This is a genomic window from Ruegeria sp. CDSC042, assembly GCF_059610745.1.
This window is the reverse complement of sequence record NZ_JBXWOF010000003.1, coordinates 225,756-243,521: the sequence shown is the minus strand read 5'-3', so window position 1 is coordinate 243,521 and position 17,766 is coordinate 225,756. Positions and strand designations below refer to the sequence as shown.

General features: G+C 55.9%; 16 protein-coding genes. 15 read left to right on the top strand and 1 reads right to left on the bottom strand.

The genetic code is table 11. The annotated features are described in order from the left end of the window. Window positions 1-139: 139 nt before the first annotated feature. Together AC2FHX_RS08895 and AC2FHX_RS08890 are read left to right on the top strand one after the other, a co-directional pair. Window positions 140-2,575, top strand: a complete 2,436-nt coding sequence (locus AC2FHX_RS08895) for a GcvT family protein (protein ID WP_496701254.1) — start codon at window positions 140-142, stop codon at window positions 2,573-2,575. An 88-nt stretch (window positions 2,576-2,663) separates the two neighbouring features. After that, window positions 2,664-3,635, top strand: coding sequence for a LysR family transcriptional regulator (locus AC2FHX_RS08890; protein WP_271949993.1), 972 nt, complete (start codon window positions 2,664-2,666; stop codon window positions 3,633-3,635). 2 nt (window positions 3,636-3,637) lie between these two features. Here the strand turns inward: AC2FHX_RS08890 and AC2FHX_RS08885 are convergent, their stop codons facing one another. Further along, complete coding sequence (locus AC2FHX_RS08885) at window positions 3,638-4,657, bottom strand: LacI family DNA-binding transcriptional regulator (protein ID WP_142637781.1); 1,020 nt, start codon at window positions 4,655-4,657, stop codon at window positions 3,638-3,640. A gap of 263 nt (window positions 4,658-4,920) precedes the next feature. Between AC2FHX_RS08885 and AC2FHX_RS08880 the strand changes: the two genes are divergently transcribed. The 13 genes from AC2FHX_RS08880 to AC2FHX_RS08820 all read left to right on the top strand — a co-directional run bounded on the left by AC2FHX_RS08880 (window position 4,921) and on the right by AC2FHX_RS08820 (window position 17,395). Then, window positions 4,921-7,215 (top strand): bifunctional salicylyl-CoA 5-hydroxylase/oxidoreductase, encoded by a 2,295-nt coding sequence (locus tag AC2FHX_RS08880; RefSeq protein WP_496701253.1) that lies wholly within the window; start codon window positions 4,921-4,923, stop codon window positions 7,213-7,215. After that, window positions 7,212-7,943 (top strand): SDR family NAD(P)-dependent oxidoreductase, encoded by a 732-nt coding sequence (locus AC2FHX_RS08875; RefSeq protein WP_271949996.1) that lies wholly within the window; start codon window positions 7,212-7,214, stop codon window positions 7,941-7,943. Before AC2FHX_RS08880 ends, AC2FHX_RS08875 begins: the two co-directional genes overlap by 4 nt. Further along, complete coding sequence (locus tag AC2FHX_RS08870; RefSeq protein WP_142637787.1) at window positions 7,940-8,407, top strand: MarR family winged helix-turn-helix transcriptional regulator; 468 nt, start codon at window positions 7,940-7,942, stop codon at window positions 8,405-8,407. The genes AC2FHX_RS08875 and AC2FHX_RS08870 overlap by 4 nt, the downstream gene beginning before the upstream one ends. Next, window positions 8,397-9,197 carry an enoyl-CoA hydratase family protein gene (locus AC2FHX_RS08865; RefSeq protein WP_496701251.1) on the top strand — a complete coding sequence of 267 codons (801 nt, stop codon included), beginning with the start codon at window positions 8,397-8,399 and terminating at the stop codon, window positions 9,195-9,197. The genes AC2FHX_RS08870 and AC2FHX_RS08865 overlap by 11 nt, the downstream gene beginning before the upstream one ends. Then, window positions 9,197-10,348 carry an acyl-CoA dehydrogenase family protein gene (locus AC2FHX_RS08860; protein WP_496701249.1) on the top strand — a complete coding sequence of 384 codons (1,152 nt, stop codon included), beginning with the start codon at window positions 9,197-9,199 and terminating at the stop codon, window positions 10,346-10,348. The genes AC2FHX_RS08865 and AC2FHX_RS08860 overlap by 1 nt, the downstream gene beginning before the upstream one ends. Further along, a complete protein-coding gene (locus tag AC2FHX_RS08855; protein WP_496678005.1) occupies window positions 10,348-11,958 on the top strand; it encodes an AMP-binding protein in 1,611 nt (536 codons plus the stop codon). The genes AC2FHX_RS08860 and AC2FHX_RS08855 overlap by 1 nt, the downstream gene beginning before the upstream one ends. Before the next feature lie 126 nt (window positions 11,959-12,084). Further along, window positions 12,085-13,215, top strand: coding sequence for an ABC transporter substrate-binding protein (locus AC2FHX_RS08850; protein ID WP_496701247.1), 1,131 nt, complete (start codon window positions 12,085-12,087; stop codon window positions 13,213-13,215). 52 nt (window positions 13,216-13,267) lie between these two features. Further along, window positions 13,268-14,188, top strand: a complete 921-nt coding sequence (locus tag AC2FHX_RS08845) for a branched-chain amino acid ABC transporter permease (RefSeq protein WP_281995512.1) — start codon at window positions 13,268-13,270, stop codon at window positions 14,186-14,188. Window positions 14,189-14,190: 2 nt separating this feature from the next. Further along, window positions 14,191-15,171: a branched-chain amino acid ABC transporter permease gene (locus tag AC2FHX_RS08840; protein WP_496701457.1), complete on the top strand. Its 981-nt coding sequence runs from the start codon at window positions 14,191-14,193 to the stop codon at window positions 15,169-15,171. After that, complete coding sequence (locus tag AC2FHX_RS08835) at window positions 15,164-15,913, top strand: ABC transporter ATP-binding protein (protein ID WP_282027717.1); 750 nt, start codon at window positions 15,164-15,166, stop codon at window positions 15,911-15,913. Before AC2FHX_RS08840 ends, AC2FHX_RS08835 begins: the two co-directional genes overlap by 8 nt. Next, window positions 15,910-16,596, top strand: coding sequence for an ABC transporter ATP-binding protein (locus AC2FHX_RS08830; RefSeq protein ID WP_496692991.1), 687 nt, complete (start codon window positions 15,910-15,912; stop codon window positions 16,594-16,596). The genes AC2FHX_RS08835 and AC2FHX_RS08830 overlap by 4 nt, the downstream gene beginning before the upstream one ends. Further along, the gene (locus tag AC2FHX_RS08825) at window positions 16,596-17,003 is read left to right on the top strand and encodes an acyl-CoA thioesterase (RefSeq protein ID WP_496701245.1); all 408 of its coding nucleotides are present in this window, start codon (window positions 16,596-16,598) and stop codon (window positions 17,001-17,003) included. Before AC2FHX_RS08830 ends, AC2FHX_RS08825 begins: the two co-directional genes overlap by 1 nt. Continuing rightward, window positions 17,000-17,395, top strand: coding sequence for a RidA family protein (locus tag AC2FHX_RS08820; RefSeq protein WP_496701243.1), 396 nt, complete (start codon window positions 17,000-17,002; stop codon window positions 17,393-17,395). Before AC2FHX_RS08825 ends, AC2FHX_RS08820 begins: the two co-directional genes overlap by 4 nt. Window positions 17,396-17,766: the final 371 nt, after the last annotated feature.

Sequence of the window (17,766 nt, the reverse complement as noted above, 5' to 3'; positions counted from 1 at the left end):
ATGCGGAGTCTCTGCAAAAGGGAAATGCGCCTTTCAGAATCCTCAATCGTAGTTTCGATTTTTCAGCACAAGCCATTCGTAAGCTGTTGCGAAGACCCGTTTTCAGCAAAACCTATTGGGGTTCAGAGGAGCAAAGCCAATGAAGTCGCGGACAAAAGTAGTGGTAATTGGTGGCGGGATCGCAGGGTGCTCAACTCTGTATCACCTGACGCAAGAAGGATGGGCAGATGTCGTCCTGGTCGAACGAAACGAGTTGACCTCTGGTACCACCTGGCATTCAGCCGCGCAGGTGACGAATTTTGGAACAAACCAGACCATGGTTGGACTGAAATCCCATTCGATCAAACTGTACCAAGACCTGTCTGCGAATCCCGACTATCCCATCAATTACCACCATGGTGACGGCGGAATCAGGTTGGCGAACACCCAAGCGCAAATGCAGGGATACCGACATTTCGCTTCGATGGCCCGGGGTATGGATGTCCATTTCGAGGTTATTGATGCCGAAGAATGCGCTCGGCGGCACCCTCTGATCTCGACCGAAAACCTAATTGGCGGGCTGTGGGATCCTTTGGACGGGGATATTGATCCGGCTCAGCTGTGTCAGGCGTTGGCCCGGGCCGCACGTTTGGCCGGGGCCGAGGTGTACCGGAATACCCCGGTTGTCGGGTTGACCCAACACAAGGATGACACCTGGACGGTGCAGACCGAACACGGTGATATCGACTGTGACATCGTGGTGAATGCCTGCGGATATCGTGTAAACGAAGTGGGCGCCATGATGGGGATACACCACCCCGTCGCCTCGATGGAGCATCAGTATTTCCTGACCGACGAGATTCCGGCAATCCGTGACGCGGGCCACAGAATGCCTTTGCTGCGCTGCCCAATCAGCGATTTCTATTGCCGGCAAGAGAAGAACGGCCTCTTGCTGGGGTTCTATGAGCAGGACTGCAAAACCTGGGGCATGGACGGGATCGATCCAAACTTTGTCAATGCTCTGTGCCCGGACGATCTGGACCGAGTGTCGGATGTGCTGGAGGGCGCTTTTGCCCGGATGCCTGCGCTGTTGGAGGCCGGAATTCACACCATCGTCAACGGGCCGATCACCTACACGATTGATGGTGCGCCGCTTGTCGGGCCGATCCCGGGCAAGCGCAACGCCTTCTGTATCATCGGCCTGCGGGCGGGGTTGGGTGAGGGCGGTGGCCATGGTTGGCTGTTGGCCCAGCAGATTGTGCATGGAGAGGCCTGTTATGACACCTGGTGCCTGGACCCGCGCCGGTTCACTGGCCACGCGAATGTGGAATTGACGGCGCTGAAGGCAGTTGAGGATTATCAGAACGAGTTCCGCTTTCATCTTCCCCATGAACACCGCCCCGCAGGAAGGCCTGCCAAGACCACGGCGCTGACGCCGGTTCTGGCGGCTGAGGGGGCCGAATTCACCGTCGTCAATGGATGGGAGCGGGTGGATTACATCAAGCCTGACCCCGGTTTTGAACCAACCCTCAGTTTCGATTTTGACGAAACCTTTGATCTAGTCGCGGCCGAGGTGGCAAATGTTCAGTCCAATGTCGGCCTGTCCGAAGTGAATGGCTTCAACCGTATCGAGATCACCGGGGCGGATCGGCATGCTTTTCTGGACCGGCTGTTTTGTGGTGCCGTCACGCGTCGCGACGGCAGGGTTGGGCTGGGCTATCTTTTGAACCACCACGGAATGGTCAAAGCCGAAGCGACTGTGGCGAACCTGCCCGCCAGCGATCGCGGCCCTGCCCGGGTCTGGTATGGCTCGGCGGCGGCAAGTGAATTCCACGATATGGATTGGCTAAAGCAGAACCGCCACCCCGATGAAGACGTGCATTTACGCAGTCTGACCAACGACTACACCATTCTGATCCTTGCCGGCCCGAAATCACGTGATGTGCTGGCGTCCTGCGCGCGCGGTGATTGGTCCCCGCTGGCTTTTCCATGGCTGAGCGTCAGGGAGTGCTTTGTTGGGTTCGCTCAGGCAACGGTGATGGCGGTAAGTTTTTCTGGCGAACTTGCATATGAAATCCACGTTCCCAACCCTTCGCTTTATAGCGCATATCTGGCGCTGCGGCGGGCTGGAGAGCGCTTCGGCCTCAAGCTGTTTGGCGCTCGGGCGATCGATTCCATGCGGATGGAAAAGACGTTCCTGCACTGGAAGGCTGATTTGATCACCGAGTTTGATCCTTTTGAAACAGGTCTGAATCGGTTTGTGAGGTTGGAAAAGGGCGACTTCATCGGGCGCGATGCCCTGCTGAACCGTGATGCTGATGGGCCGCGCAGAAAACTCGTGCCGCTCCGGTTGGAAACCGAACAGGGATCTGCCCATGCCGGGGCTTCGCTGATGCTGGGTGACACGATTGTCGGAACAATCACCTCGGGCGAGTGGGGACATCGCACCGGCCTCAATCTTGCCCATGGATTTGTCGATCCGTCACTTGCAGAAATCGGGTGCAAGATAGAGTTGGATCACTGTGGAATACGGGTCAACGCAACGGTGATCGCACCTTCGCCCTATGACCCGGACCATAGCAGGCTCCGGGCTTGACGCAGAACGGGTTGCAAGTTCCTCATTGCAATGAGGGGCGTTCTTTGTTTCGCTAGTTTTGATGTAATCGAAACAACGGACTGTAAATGTGCCAAAGTCGCTAAGCCTCCGCTGGCTGGAAGTTTTTCAGTTGGTCGCAAAGTCAGGATCGATCCAACAGGTCGCATCGGAAACCGGTTTGTCTATCAGCACAGTTTCCAATCATCTACGAAGCCTTGAGACCGCGTTGGGCATTGATTTGGTGGATCACGGGCGTCGTCCAATGGGTCTGACACCTGCCGGTGAAGTCTATGCGCGCCATGTCCGCGATGGGCTGATCGTTTTGAAAAAGGCCGAGGCGGAGATCCGGTCGGGTAACTGGCGCCATGCGACGGATTTGAGGCTGGCACTGATTGATGATTTCGACAATCAAATCTCGCCAGACTTGTTTCGGTTTCTTGCGCATGCTTTGCCGCGCTGCAGTTTTCGGCATTTCACACGCCCCAGCCATGAGATCATTGCCAAGTTACAGGAACACAAGCTGGATGCAGGGGTGGCGACCCGACCGTTCGAACGGACCGAGGGCCTGATCGAATACCCGTTGATGCGCGACCCTTTTATCGTTGTTTTGCCCGGAGCGTTCAGTGGCATGCCCGAGGAGATGTTTTCATCAAACGCAGAATTGCCGTTGCTGCGCTATTCGCGTGATTACGTGATCGGCAAGCAAATTGAGATACAGCTCAGGCGAGGTAAATTTGATCTGCCCAACAGGTTCGAACTGGAATGCAATCAGTCGATCATAGGATTGGTCGCTGAAGGCACCGGTTGGACCATCACCACGGCCGCAAGTTTTCATAGGGCCCACAGATTTCACGACCAAGTTCGGGTGGTGCCATTCCCCGGCCGAAACTTTGTAAGAACAGTGTCTTTATTCACGACCGACGTATACCCCGAGACCACTTCGAAGCTAATCCAGAGAGCGATGGGAAAGCTCATCCGTCAACATTTTACCGACCCGATGTGCGCAAGTCACGCCTGGTTGAAAGGTGAGTTTCGCACCATGGAAAACGAGGCCGCCTGAAGTCAGCCGGGTCGCCCCAGCGATTGGCGTTCGACCAAATTGGTTCGCAACTGTACATTGCAACTTTCGGTGGGCTTTTCGATCAATCCAACCAGTTCCAGCGCAGCCCGTCGACCCATTTCCCGATGTGGGACATGCACGGTCGTCAAGCCTGGATCGGTGATCTGCGCCAGTTCGATATCGTCGAACCCTGTGACGGAGACGTCCTGAGGAACTCTAAGCCCCATCTCCTTGGCCCGGCGCGACGCACCGATAGCCAGAACATCGTTCCCGCACAGCACCGCTGTTGGTCGATCTTGCCGAGACATCAGACGGGAAAACGCCTCTGCCCCGTTTTCGATTTCATATGGCGTTTCTACGATCGTCAGCCGGTCATTTGGGATGTTGTTGCGGCGCATTGCTTCTTGCACCCCTTCGATCCTCAGTCGGGCACGGTCGTTTCCGGTGCTGACACCAGAAATCATACCCAGAGTTCGGTGACCCAGCTTGATCACTTGATTTGCCAGTTCGGCCATGGCCGCACGGTTGTCAAATCCGACCGAAGGGACTGGTGCGTCTGCCTGAAACGACCACGCTATCAGAACCGGAATCCTGCGCTTTGCGAGATAGTCATAGATCCGCGAGTCTCGATCATGCCCGATCAGCAGCAACCCATCCGCCCCCCGTGCGACCAGGTTGCGTATCTGCTCTTCTTCGATCTCAGGCTGATAGGCCGAACTAGAGACAAGCAGGGTATAGCCATGCTGGCGCAGCTCTTCCTGAAAGGCCTGAAGTCCACGCGCAAAGATCGCGTTTTCCATGGTGGGAATGATGGCGCCGATGGTGTGCGATCGTCTGGCAGCCATAACACGTGCGGCAAAATTTGGCGTGTATCCCAAAGCGTCAACGGCAGACTGAACCCGATCACGCGTAGCCTGCACCACCAGGCTCGGAGAATTGAGGCAACGTGAAACCGTGGCGGTCGATACGCCCGCGAGTTTCGCAACATCCTCCAGGGTCGGTGCAGTTTTTGCCTTTGGCATTGTCAAACCTGAAATTTGATTTTGCAAATATGTGTAAGCTCTGCGCCGTTCAGGTGAAAGCGAAATGTAACCGCTTACAGAGATTGATTGCTTTGTCGCAGGCAAACCGATGCTGGCTTGGCTCAGGAAAATACCAACCCGTCGCGATTTTGTGGATGGATATTCAGAATGTAGAAACTTCAAGTATAAAATATTTTTACTTGAAGGGATGCGCCACCTGGTCTAGCGTTTCAGGTAAAGCTGCGAATGGGGGGAAGGTAACGATGCGTGTTGCATGTCTCGGCGGCGGGCCGGCTGGCCTCTATTTCGGGATTTCAATGAAGCTCCGCGATCCGGATGCCGAAGTGGTTGTTATCGAGCGAAACCGCCCGGATGACACCTTTGGCTGGGGCGTCGTGTTGTCAGATGAGACGCTGGATAATCTTGCAGCCAATGACGCAGCCAGCGCGGCGGTGATACGTAAACACTTTGCCTATTGGGATGACGTAGCACTTGTGCATAAAGGTCAGCGCACCGTGTCCAGCGGCCACGGATTTTGCGGGATCGGACGCAAGCAACTGCTGCTCATTTTGCAAGACCGAGCGCGCGAGCTTGGTGTCGAGATGCGCTTTGAGACCGAGGCGGCATCAGCCTCGGACTATATGATGAACTTCGACGTCGTTGTGGCTTCGGACGGGCTGAACTCCAAATCACGGGCCGAGTTCGCAGATGTTTTTCGACCCGATATAGACCAACGACGGTGTCAGTTCGTCTGGCTGGGTACGCATCAGAAGTTTGACGACGCCTTCACCTTTATTTTTGAGGAAACGCCAAAGGGCTGGGTCTGGGCACATGCCTATCAGTTCGACCGGGATACGGCGACTTTCATCGTGGAATGCTCGCAACAGACCTTCGATGCTTTTGGGTTTGGTGAGATGACCAAGCAAGAGTCCATCGCTTTGTGCGAAGACATTTTCAAAGATCATTTGGGCGGCCATCCCTTGATGAGCAATGCCAGTCATATCCGCGGCTCGGCCTGGCTGCGGTTTCCTAGGGTCTTGTGCGAAAAATGGAGTTACAAAAACCTGGTATTGCTGGGAGATGCCGCAGCGACTGCACATTTTTCCATTGGCTCGGGAACAAAGCTGGCACTGGAAAGCGCTATAGCGCTGGCTGACTTCCTCCATAAAGAAGTTACGCTTGAAGCGGCTTTCGCGCGGTATGAGGACGAGCGTCGTCTTGAAGTGTTGCGCCTGCAATCGGCAGCGCGGAACTCGGTCGAATGGTTCGAGAATGTCGAACGTTACCTCGATCAGGATTCGGTTCAGTTGAATTACGCGATGCTGACACGGTCTCAGCGGATCAGCCACGAGAACCTGCGCCAACGCGATGCCAACTGGCTGGGGCATGCCGAGGCATGGTTCATGCAACAGTCTGGGGGCGCGGTTGATGGTCCGGCCCGGCCCCCGATGTTTGCGCCATTTCGCCTGCGGGGGATGCAGTTGAAGAACCGGATCGTGGTGTCACCCATGGCGCAGTACAAGGCGGTTGATGGGTGCCCGGTTGACTGGCACCTGATCCATTACGGTGAAAGGGCCAAAGGTGGCGCCGGGCTGGTATACACCGAAATGACCTGTGTCAGCGCCGAAGGCCGGATCACCCCAGGATGCCCGGGGCTTTATGAGCCCGAACACGAGGCCGCATGGGCTCGACTCACCGAATTTGTCCATGCGGAAACCGACGCCAAAATATGCTGTCAAATCGGCCATTCGGGCCGCAAAGGTTCAACCTGCATCGGGTGGGAAGGAATGGACCAGCCGCTGAAGGAAAGAAACTGGCCTTTGATATCAGCTTCGGCGATCCCTTGGTCCGACGGTAACGCTGTGCCCAGCGCGATGGATCGTGCAGATATGGATAGGGTCACGTCCCAATTTGTGACCGCAACCCGGATGGCAGATCGTGCTGGGTTTGACATGATCGAACTGCATGCGGCGCATGGCTACCTCATCTCGTCCTTTATCTCTCCTTTGTCGAACACGCGCGACGACATGTATGGGGGCAGTCTTGAAAACCGTATGCGTTATCCGCTTGAAGTTTTTTCAGCTATGCGGTCGATCTGGCCCAAAGATAAGCCGATGGCGGTGCGCATTTCTGCCAATGACTGGGTCGGACCTACTGGCGTGACGCCGCAACAAGCTGTGGATATAGCGGCGATGTTCGATGCGGCGGGTGCAGATATAGTGGATGTTTCCGCCGGGCAGACTTCGACCGATGCTAACCCGGTTTACGGCCGTATGTTCCAGACCCCTTTCGCGGACCGCATTAGAAACGAATGCGGCATCAGTACTATGGCGGTGGGGAACATCTATGAAGCCGATCACGTAAATTCGATTCTCATGGCCGGTCGTGCAGATCTGGTGTGCCTTGCCCGGCCTCATCTGGACGATCCGTACTGGACCTTGCACGCGGCTACGGCGTTGGGGGATCGGCAGGAAACTTGGCCCCGCCCCTATGAGGCCGGACGGGATCAGGCTTGGCGCCTGGCAGATCGCATGGCGGAAACGGCGGGTGAAGTATGAAACATGTCGTCATAACCGGCGGCGGCACCGGCGTCGGTGCGGCTATAGCCAAAGATTTCGCGAATGGCGGAGCAGCCGTTACCATTTTGGGCCGTACAGAGGCCAAGCTGCAGCAGCAAGCCTTGCCGTATGTCCTTTGTGATGTGACCGATGACAAGCAAGTCCGAGCTGCTATTGAAACAGCACGGGCAGAACGCGGCCCGATTTCAATAGCGATTGCGAATGCCGGCGCGGCCCATTCGCTTCCGTTTCATCGGATGACAGCCGATGATCTGCGGACCCTGACGGATGTGAATCTGGTGGGTGTTTTCAATCTATGGCAGGCGGTTTTGCCTGACATGCAAGCCGCTGGAACGGGCCGTCTGATTGCCATCGCGTCCACCGCCGGATTGAAGGGCTATCCTTATGTTTCCGGCTATTGTGCGACAAAACATGCGGTGGTCGGGCTGACGCGGTCTCTGGCGGTCGAACTTGCGGCGACGGGCATCACTGTCAATGCGGTTTGCCCGGGGTTTGTGGAAACGCCGATGTTGGATCGCTCGATTGCGAACATCGTCGAGAAGACAGGAATGAGCTCAGAAAATGCGGTGAAAAGCCTGAAAAAGATAAACCCACAGGGTCGTTTCATCCAGGTCGAAGACGTAGCAGGTGCCGTGCGGTGGTTGTGCTCGGATGCGGCAAATTCAGTCAATGGCCACGCGCTTAGCCTGTCCGGAGGCGAGATATGAACCCAAACCCGCTTCAAGCACCATTGGAAGATCCATCCAAAGAGAGGTTGCGGTTATGGCTGCGGCTGCTCAAGACCACGCGTGGCATCGAGGCGGCACTAAGAGAGAACCTCAGAGTAGAGTTTGACACGACACTGCCGCGTTTTGACGTGATGGCAGCCCTGTCGAGGTTCGAAGATGGGCTGAAGATGAGCGAAATCTCGGGTGCGCTGCGCGTTTCGAACGGGAATGTGACCGGAATCGTGGATCGGCTGGCTGATGACGGCCTGCTCGTGCGCGTACCTGTGCCTGGGGATCGTCGTGCCCATCGCGTGCGCATGACACAAAAAGGATGCGAGGAATTCGCACGTCAGGCTGCGGCGCATGAGGCGTGGATATCCGATATGCTTGGCCAGTTTTCCGCCGAGGACGCCCGCACTCTGACAACCGAGCTCACTATTTCGGAGGAAATCGATGGCCAGTGACGTCAAACATTTTCGCTGCGAAATCCGGAACCGGGTTGCAACGATTGCACTGAACCGACCAGAGCGTAAGAACCCTTTGACCTTCGAAAGCTATGCCGAACTGCGCGATTGGTTCAGGGATTTGGTCTATTCAGAAGCGGTGGATGCAGTGGTGTTCGCCTCAAATGGTGGCAATTTCAGCTCGGGCGGCGATGTGCACGATATCATCGGTCCGCTAACGCGCATGAAGATGAAGGACCTGTTGCTCTTCACGCGAATGACCGGAGATCTCGTCAAGGCGATTGTGAATTGTGGCAAGCCGGTGATTGCTGCAGTGGACGGTATTTGCGTGGGGGCCGGGGCCATCATCGCTATGGCTGCGGATTTGCGTATCGCCACCCCGCAGGCCAAATGTGCATTCCTGTTCACGCGGGTGGGGCTGGCAGGGTGCGATATGGGGGCCTGCGCCATCCTACCCCGTATCATCGGGCAGGGGCGTACGGCCGAACTGCTCTATACCGGACGCAGCATGACCGCTGATGAGGGGCTTTCCTGGGGGTTCTACAATGCGGTGGTTGATCCATCCGAGCTTGACGCTACCGCGCAATCTCTGGCTGACCGTATCGTGGCTGGCCCCAATTTTGCGCATATGATGACCAAGACCATGCTGGCGCAGGAGTGGTCTATGTCGATCGAACAGGCAATCGAAGCAGAGGCGCAGGCCCAGGCGATCTGTATGCAAACCGGAGATTTTGAACGCGCCTACAAGGCCTTTGTTGCAAAAGACAAACCAGTATTCGAGGGCGATTGATGGCAGATCAGAGCTTTCTTTCGTGGCCATTCTTTGACCCTCATCACCGGGGCTGGGCGGATCGGGTGCAAGACGTCGCTCGGGGACTAGCTATTGACCATGGCGACCCGGACCAGGCTTGTCGCGATCTGGTCCGCCAGCTGGGCGACGCAGGGCTGCTGCAGCCTACTTCGGACGAAAGCGGCCATTTGGATGTCAGGACGCTGTGCCTCAGCCGTGAAACACTTGCCCGCCATGATGGGTTGGCCGATTTCGCCTTTGCAATGCAGGGGCTTGGAACCGGTGCGATCTCGTTGTTCGGCTCAAAAGGCCAAAAGGCGCATTGGCTGCCGCAAACGCGCTCTGGTCAGGCTATCGCGGCCTTTGCATTGACTGAACCTCAATCGGGGTCGGATGTGGCAAATTCGACAATGACGGCTATCCGTGATGGCAACGACTTTGTCCTGAATGGTGAAAAGACATGGATATCGAACGGGGGTATCGCAGATGTCTACACCCTGTTCGCCCGTACTGGCGAGGCACCCGGGGCCAAAGGGTTGTCAGCTTTTATCATCACTCCTGATCTGAAGGGTTTCGAAGTTGTCGGGCGACTGGACACAATCGCGCCACACCCATTGGCGACGTTGCGTTTCAATGATTTGCGTGTGCCGGCTAGCGCGATGATCGGTCAAGCTGGCGCAGGATTTCGTATTGCAATGTCTGTGCTGGACCTGTTCCGCCCGACGGTGGCCGCCGCTGCGCTGGGATTTGCACGACGCGCGCTGGATGAGGCGCTGACACGGGTATCGGAACGGCAGGTGCAAGGCGCCCCGTTGTTTGATTTGCAGATGGTGCAGGGACACATCGCCGAGATGGCATTAGATGTCGATGCTTCGGCGCTTTTGATCTATCGGGCAGCGTGGGCCAAGGACAGCGGAGCGGCGCGCATCACACGTGAGGCGGCGATGGCCAAGCTGTTTGCTACCGATCAGGCGCAGTTGATTATCGACAAGGCGGTTCAGTTGTTTGGTGGCGACGGGGTGCGTTCTGGGATGGCGGTAGAATCTCTGTACCGAGAAATCCGTGCCTTGCGCATCTACGAGGGCGCCTCGGACGTTCAAAAAGTAATTATTGCACGTCAGACGATGGCCGCGCACATGGAGGGAAGGTGATGCTTGGACCGTCTGCACATACCGACACGTTCAGCCGCGATAACCTGCCCCCCCAGGATCAGTGGCCCGACTTCCTGTTGGCGGGTTTTGCATATTCCGATCATGTGAATGCAGCATATGAGCTGACCGATGCCATGGTTGCCAAGGGCTTTGGTGATCATACCGCTTTGATCGGCAATGGTCGGCAACGAACATATAAAGAGCTCAGCGACTGGACCAACAGGCTGGCACATGTATTGGTCGATGACTTGGGGGTCGAGCCGGGAAACCGGGTGCTGATCCGATCGGCTAACAATCCGGCAATGGTTGCGTGCTGGCTTGCCGCAACCAAGGTGGGAGCGGTTGTCGTCAATACTATGCCGATGTTGCGCGCTGCAGAACTGATGAAAACTGTCGATAAGGCGGAAATCCAGTTTGCATTATGTGATACCCGGCTGATCGACGAAATGCAGTCCTGCGCCAGTGATAGCCGGTTCCTGCAGCGGGTTGTCGGGTTCGACGGAACTTCAAACCACGATGCCGAGCTTGATCGTCTAGCACTTGAAAAACCGGTACAGTTCGATTGCGTTAAAACCGGGCGCGACGACGTGGCCTTGTTGGGTTTCACCTCCGGCTCGACAGGTGAGCCCAAGGCCACCATGCATTTTCACAGAGATATTCTGATCATTGCCGACAGCTATGCGCGTGAGGTGTTGCAGGTCGTTCCGGAGGACGTTTTTGTTGGTTCTCCACCTTTGGCCTTCACATTCGGGTTGGGTGGTCTGGCGGTGTTTCCGTTGCGGTTCGGCGCGACTGCAACCCTGTTAGAACAAGCCTCGCCTGCGGGCATGATCGAGATAATCGAAAAATACAAAGCGACTGTCTGTTTCACTGCGCCAACCGCCTATCGGGTCATGCTGCAGGCGATGGATGACGGTGTAGATCTGTCTAGTCTGCGTGCGGCTGTGTCGGCGGGCGAGACCTTACCGCAGCCAATCTATGACGAGTGGATTTCCAAGACAGGCAAACCAATGCTCGACGGGATCGGCGCGACCGAGATGTTGCACATCTTTATTTCAAACCGGTTTGACGATCACCGCCCAGCCAGTACCGGCAGGCCGGTTACCGGATATGAGGCCAAAGTACTAAACCCAGACGGAACTGAAGCTGCAGTTGGGGATATCGGACGCCTGGCTGTTCGTGGTCCGACAGGGTGCCGGTATCTGAATGATAAGCGGCAGGCGGGTTATGTGACAGATGGGTGGAATATCACTGGTGACAGCTTTTATCGGGACGCAGAGGGGTATTTTCATTTTTCTGCGCGCAATGACGACATGATTATCTCGGCCGGATACAACATAGCCGGACCCGAAGTCGAAGCCGCACTTCTGGCGCATGAAGCCGTTGCGGAATGCGCGGTGATCGGCGTCCCAGATGCTGAGAGGGGTCATATTGTCCAAGCACATGTTATTCTGGCTTCAGGTACGGCTGATGACGCTATGCGCGAAGCCCTTCAGGCTCATGTGAAATCTATGATTGCCCCGTATAAATACCCGCGCTCGATCCGGTTCTGCGATGGTTTGCCCAAAACCGCGACCGGAAAAATCCAGCGTTTCCGCCTGAAATCATGATCAATATATGTAGAATATAGCGGGCAGAAAGAATGTAAGAAAAAGACCGAATTGCCAAAGGCATAGACCGAACGTTGAGAATAATGACATAAATCGCGTTCATAGGGCCAACGAAGGGAGAAGACGATGAAGAGACTATTGGCGGCTGCAGCGATCACCGCGCTGTGCGCGACGGGTGTTACAGCGGAAGTTAAGGTGGGGATGATCACAACGCTTTCAGGCGGCGGGGCCGGTTTGGGCATCGACGTACGGGATGGGTTCATGCTTGCGATTGCTCAATCGGGGCGGAATGATATCGAGGTGGTGATCGAAGACGACCAGCGCAAACCGGATATCGCGGTACAGCTGTCAGACAAGATGATCCAATCCGAACGTGTAGATGTGATGACCGGTATCATCTGGTCAAACCTGGCGATGGCGGTTGTGCCAGCCGCCGTGAACCAGGACGTTTTCTATCTGTCACCCAATGCGGGCCCGTCACCTCTGGCGGGGAAGGGCTGTCACCAGAACTATTTCAACGTTGCCTGGCAGAACGACAACCTGCACGAGGCCGCGGGCGCATACGCCAATGGTGCGGGTTACAAGAGCAGCTTCATACTTGCTCCGAATTACCCGGCGGGTGTCGACGCGCTGACTGGCTATAAACGCTTTTTCGAAGGTGATCTGGCCGGTGAGATCTATACCGAGCTTGGCCAGACTGATTACGCAGCTGAAATCGCGCAAATCCGCGCAAGCGATGCGGATAGCGTCTTTTTCTTCCTGCCCGGCGGGATGGGGATTTCGTTTCTGAAGCAATATGCCGACAGCGGGATCGATCTTCCAGTTGTTGGCCCAGCCTTCAGCTTTGATCAGGGCATTCTGCAGGCGGTAGGCGATGCGGCGCTGGGCGTGGTGAACACTTCGCAGTGGAACAAGGATATCGACAACCCGACCAACGCTGCCTTTGTTGAAAGCTTTCAGGCAGAATACGGACGTCTGCCCTCGCTTTACGCCAGTCAGGGATTCGATACCGCCAACCTGTTGCTTGCCGCGCTTGACAAGGCTGACCCGTCAGATGCGGATGCCTTCCGCGAGGCGCTGAGGGCGGCGGACTTCAACAGCACACGAGGGGATTTCAGCTTTGGCCCGAACCATCATCCGGTTCAGACCATCTATGCGCGCGAAGTGATCAAAGAAGGTGATGTATTTACCAATAAGATCCTTGGCGTAGCTCTTGAAAACCACTCTGATGCCTACGCGGCCGAGTGCAAAATGTAACTGAATTTCTGCCTGCCCCTAAAAGTGGGGCGGGCAGATCACCGGAGTTTCCATGTCCTCGATCCTGATTATCGAGCAGATCCTGAACGGGCTGCAGTTCGGCGTCATGTTGTTTTTGATGGCTGCTGGCCTGACGCTGATCTTCGGGGTGATGGGCCTGATCAACCTGGCCCATGGCTCTTTGTACATGGTGGGTGCATTTGCCGCTGCAGCTGTTGCAGGGGCGACCGGGTCATTTCTGCTTGCTCTGATTGCTGCTCTGGCTGCGGCCGCACTGGCAGGGGTGATCGTAGAAATGCTCGTTATCCGGCGGCTTTATCAGGCACCACATTTGGATCAGGTTCTGGCCACCTTTGCACTGATCCTGATCTTTTCCGAAGGGACAAGGTGGGTCTTTGGGTCTTTCCCATTGTTCCTGGATATTCCAGCGGCACTTTCGGGTCCGATCACGCTGCAGGGCGGGATCGAATATCCCCTCTATCGCCTAACCCTGATCGGGATTGGTCTTGCTGTTGCAGTAGGTTTGTGGGCCCTGATCGAACGCACGCGTTTGGGTGTGCAGATACGGGCCGGTAAGAACGACCGGGAAATGATTGCCGCACTGGGCGTCGACATCTCGAAACTTTATACGTTGGTATTTGCACTAGGGGCGGGGCTGGCGGGGCTTGCCGGTGCTTTGGTTGGGGCAATTCAGTCGGTACAGGTGGGCATGGGTGAACCTGTTCTGATCCTGGCCTTCGTGGTTATCGTAATCGGTGGCATAGGCTCGGTTCGAGGGGCGTTCATCGGGGCGCTGTTGGTTGGGCTAACCGACACGCTGGGCGGGGTTTTCCTGCCCGAGCTGTTCAAACTGTTCATGGAACCGGGAGCCGCTCAGAAAAGCGGCTCGGCTCTGGCATCAATGGGAATCTATGTCCTGATGGGATTGGTCCTGATCTGGCGCCCAACAGGTCTGTTCGGAGCCCGCGCATGAGAATGAATGAAAGATACATCAATGGCCTGATGATCGCCGGCCTGCTGGCGCTGCCCCTTTGGGCGCTGGCCGCGGACCAGCCCTTCACAATCACGCTTGTGACGCGGGCGGTGATCTTGGCGCTTGCAGCGGTTGGTCTGAATGTCATCCTGGGAATTGGGGGGTTGGTCAGCTTTGGCCATGCTGTTTTCTTCGGGATCGGCGGCTATGCGATGGGCATTCTGACCTATCACGCGCAGACCTACACGGCACTGGATCTGGGCTTGATTTCTATCGAAGGCAGTAAATCCATGCCCGTGATCTGGATAGTTGCGATGCTTACTTCGGGCATTGCTGCCTTTTTCGTCGGTCTTCTGTCCCTAAGAACGTCAGGCGTTTATTTCATCATGATTACGCTGGCCTTCGGACAGATGTTTTACTACTTCGCGATTTCTTGGGCGCAATACGGGGGCGAAGACGGATTATCCATCTATGTTCGCAACGGTTTTCCCGGCCTCAACACATTGGATCCGATCCAGTTTTACGGCATCTGTTTCGCGCTGCTATGTCTCGTCCTGTTCCTGTTTGCGCGGATGCAAGCCGCGCCATTCGGGCTGGCTCTTAATGCGACACGGCAATCTACGGCGCGAGTCGAGACTGTGGGATTGAACCCCATGCGGCTGAAACATCTGGCCTTTGTTCTGTCCGGCGCTGTCACTGGTCTGGCCGGGGCGCTGTTTGCCGATCTCAACCGGTTCGTTTCGCCGTCTATGTTCAGTTGGCAGCTTTCGGGCGAATTGATTGTGCTGATAATCATCGGAGGTGTCGGACGCCTGATGGGTCCGGTAATTGGGGCTTGCGTGTTTGTCGCGCTCGAGCATTTTCTGGGTGAACTAACCGATTTCTGGCATGTATATTTGGGTATTGTTCTGCTGTGCATCGTTCTGTTTGGTCGCGGTGGCCTGATTGGGCTGCTAACCGGGAAAGAGGGGGCACATGTCTGATCCCGTCCTTGCCACCGAGAGTCTGAACAAAAGCTTTGGTGCGTTAAAGGCTACGGATAACGTCTCGATTGACCTCAGGCCAGGAGAGATCCACGCCATCATTGGTCCGAATGGAGCGGGAAAATCCACGTTGATCCAGCAGATCTGCGGAGGTTTGCAACCGGATTCGGGGCGTGTTTTGCTGTGCGGACAGGATGTGTCGGACCTTGGCACGCAAAAGCGGGCAAGGGCAGGGATGGGGCGGACGTTCCAGATATCGGAACTGTGCATGGAAGATACGGTTCTGGAAAACGTCGTGTTGAGCGCCATGGGTGCGGAAAACCTCGTATGGCGGTTCTGGAAACCTGCCTTGAAACGGCCAGAGCTGCTCGAAAGGGCCGAGGCTGCGCTGGAAAGGGTGGGCCTGGGCGATGAACGCGAAACGCGTTGCGCAAATCTCAGCCATGGTCAACGCCGCCAGCTTGAAGTCGCCGTGGCTTTGACTTTGTCACCTAGGGTCTTTGTCATGGATGAACCGATGGCCGGGCTTGGCGCTGGAGGGTCCAAACGGTTGACCGGGTTTCTTGACGGTCTGCGGGAAGAGGCGCCCATCCTGCTTGTCGAACATGATATGGACGCCGTTTTTGCGCTGGCTGACCGGATCAGCGTATTGGTCTATGGCAAGGTGATTGCAACCGGGACGGCAGATGAAATCCGCGCAAGCCGTGAGGTGCGCGATGCCTATCTGGGGGATGAGGCATGACTTTGTTGCGGGTAGAAAACCTGACCGCGACATACGGCGTCAGTCAGGCTTTATTTGGTGTCGATCTTTCTCTGGCGCAGGGCGAGGTTACAGCCCTTATGGGGCGCAATGGGATGGGCAAGACCACGACTGTCAAAGCCATTTGCCGGATGATCCGGTCCGAGGGCACTCTGTCGCTGAACAATCAGAATCTGCACGCTCTACCCAGCTATAAGGTCGCGCGTCTTGGTGTCGGGCTGGTACCCGAGGGGCGCCGGTGCTTTGCCGACCTGACGGTCCGCGAGAATCTGATCGCCGCTGCCAGACCCGGCGAGTGGACATTGCAGAAGGTGGCTGAACTGTTCCCACGGCTAGAGGAACGTCAGGGCCAAAGGGCAGCCTCACTATCCGGCGGAGAACAACAGATGCTGGCTATCGGGCGCGCCCTGATGACGAATCCGCAGCTCTTGATCCTCGATGAAGCAACCGAAGGGCTGGCTCCGATCGTGCGACAGGAAATCTGGTCGGTCTTGCATCGCCTAAAACAGGAAACCAATGTTTCGATCCTGTTGATCGACAAGTCTCTGAAAGAGTTGGCGCTGGTGTCTGACCGCGCGGTCATTCTTGAGCGCGGTAAAACAGTCTGGTCTGGCGCGATGGTGGATCTCGGTCATGACATCACAGAAAAATATGTGGGGGTCTGATGACTTTTGAATTCCACCAAAAGGTTCTGTTCAAACATTGCGACCCGGCGGGGATTGTCTTTTTCCCGCGCTATTTCGAGATGATCAATGATTGCGTTGAGACCTATTTCGATCAGGTGCTATGCAAACCGTTTGAAGAGATTCATCCTGTTGGCGCAGTGCCTACCGCACAGATACAAACCCGATTTTCAGCGCCCAGCCGTCACGGTGACCATTTGATATTCCGGATGAAGATCACAAAGATCGGACGCAGTTCAGCCGAATACTCGGTCGTGGCCAGTTGTGCGCAAGAGGAGCGACTGACAAGCGTAGCAACGCTTGTTCATGTAGATTCAAAGGGCGGTCCAACGGCCTGGCCCGCAGACATCCGTAAAAATCTCGAGGCATTCAGGGACGACGCGCTATGAGCCACAAGACAATTCACCCCGATGGCTGGTTGCCTGCCAAAGGATATGCCAATGGCGTTTTGACCAAAGATGGAACGTTACATATCGGCGGGCAAATAGGATGGGACGCGAACAAGAAATTTGTCAGCGGCGGGTTCATCGGACAGATGAAACAGGCGCTGAAGAATATCGTTGATATTGTCGAGGCCGCTGGTGGTTCGGCCGGCGATGTGACCCGCCTGACCTGGTTCGTAACTGACAAACGCGAATATCTGTCCCTGCAAGCCGAAGTTGGTGCCGCCTATCGTGAGGTTTTCGGCAGGCATTTTCCTGCGATGTCAATGATCATCGTGGCGGGTTTGGTCGAAGACGAGGCCTTGTTGGAAATTGAAGCGACAGCACATTTATCCTGAAGGCAAGCGACATTGAAACGGGCCCAGCGGAATGAATATGAGCGATTTTCACCATAGGAGGTGAGAATTCTGCCAAACTTCTTTTCTGAAATCACAGGGCCGCCGAAGCGAGTAGCAGCGGCCTAAATCGCGCTGGATTTAGTACTCGTACCAGAGTGAAAAGGCCAACGTGCAGGGCGTAACCAAGTCATTTGGGCGACCGATTGAATGGTGAGGGGAGACAAAGACAAACTTCCGCCGCTATTTCGTCAGATCAATCACAAATTCATCTTTCAAACAGATCCTCAACAAAACATGAGGGTCGACGCAGTGAATAGAGTCACAAGGCATCTAAGTCTCGAAAGACGGCGGTTGTCGCTGATTGCGGCTCT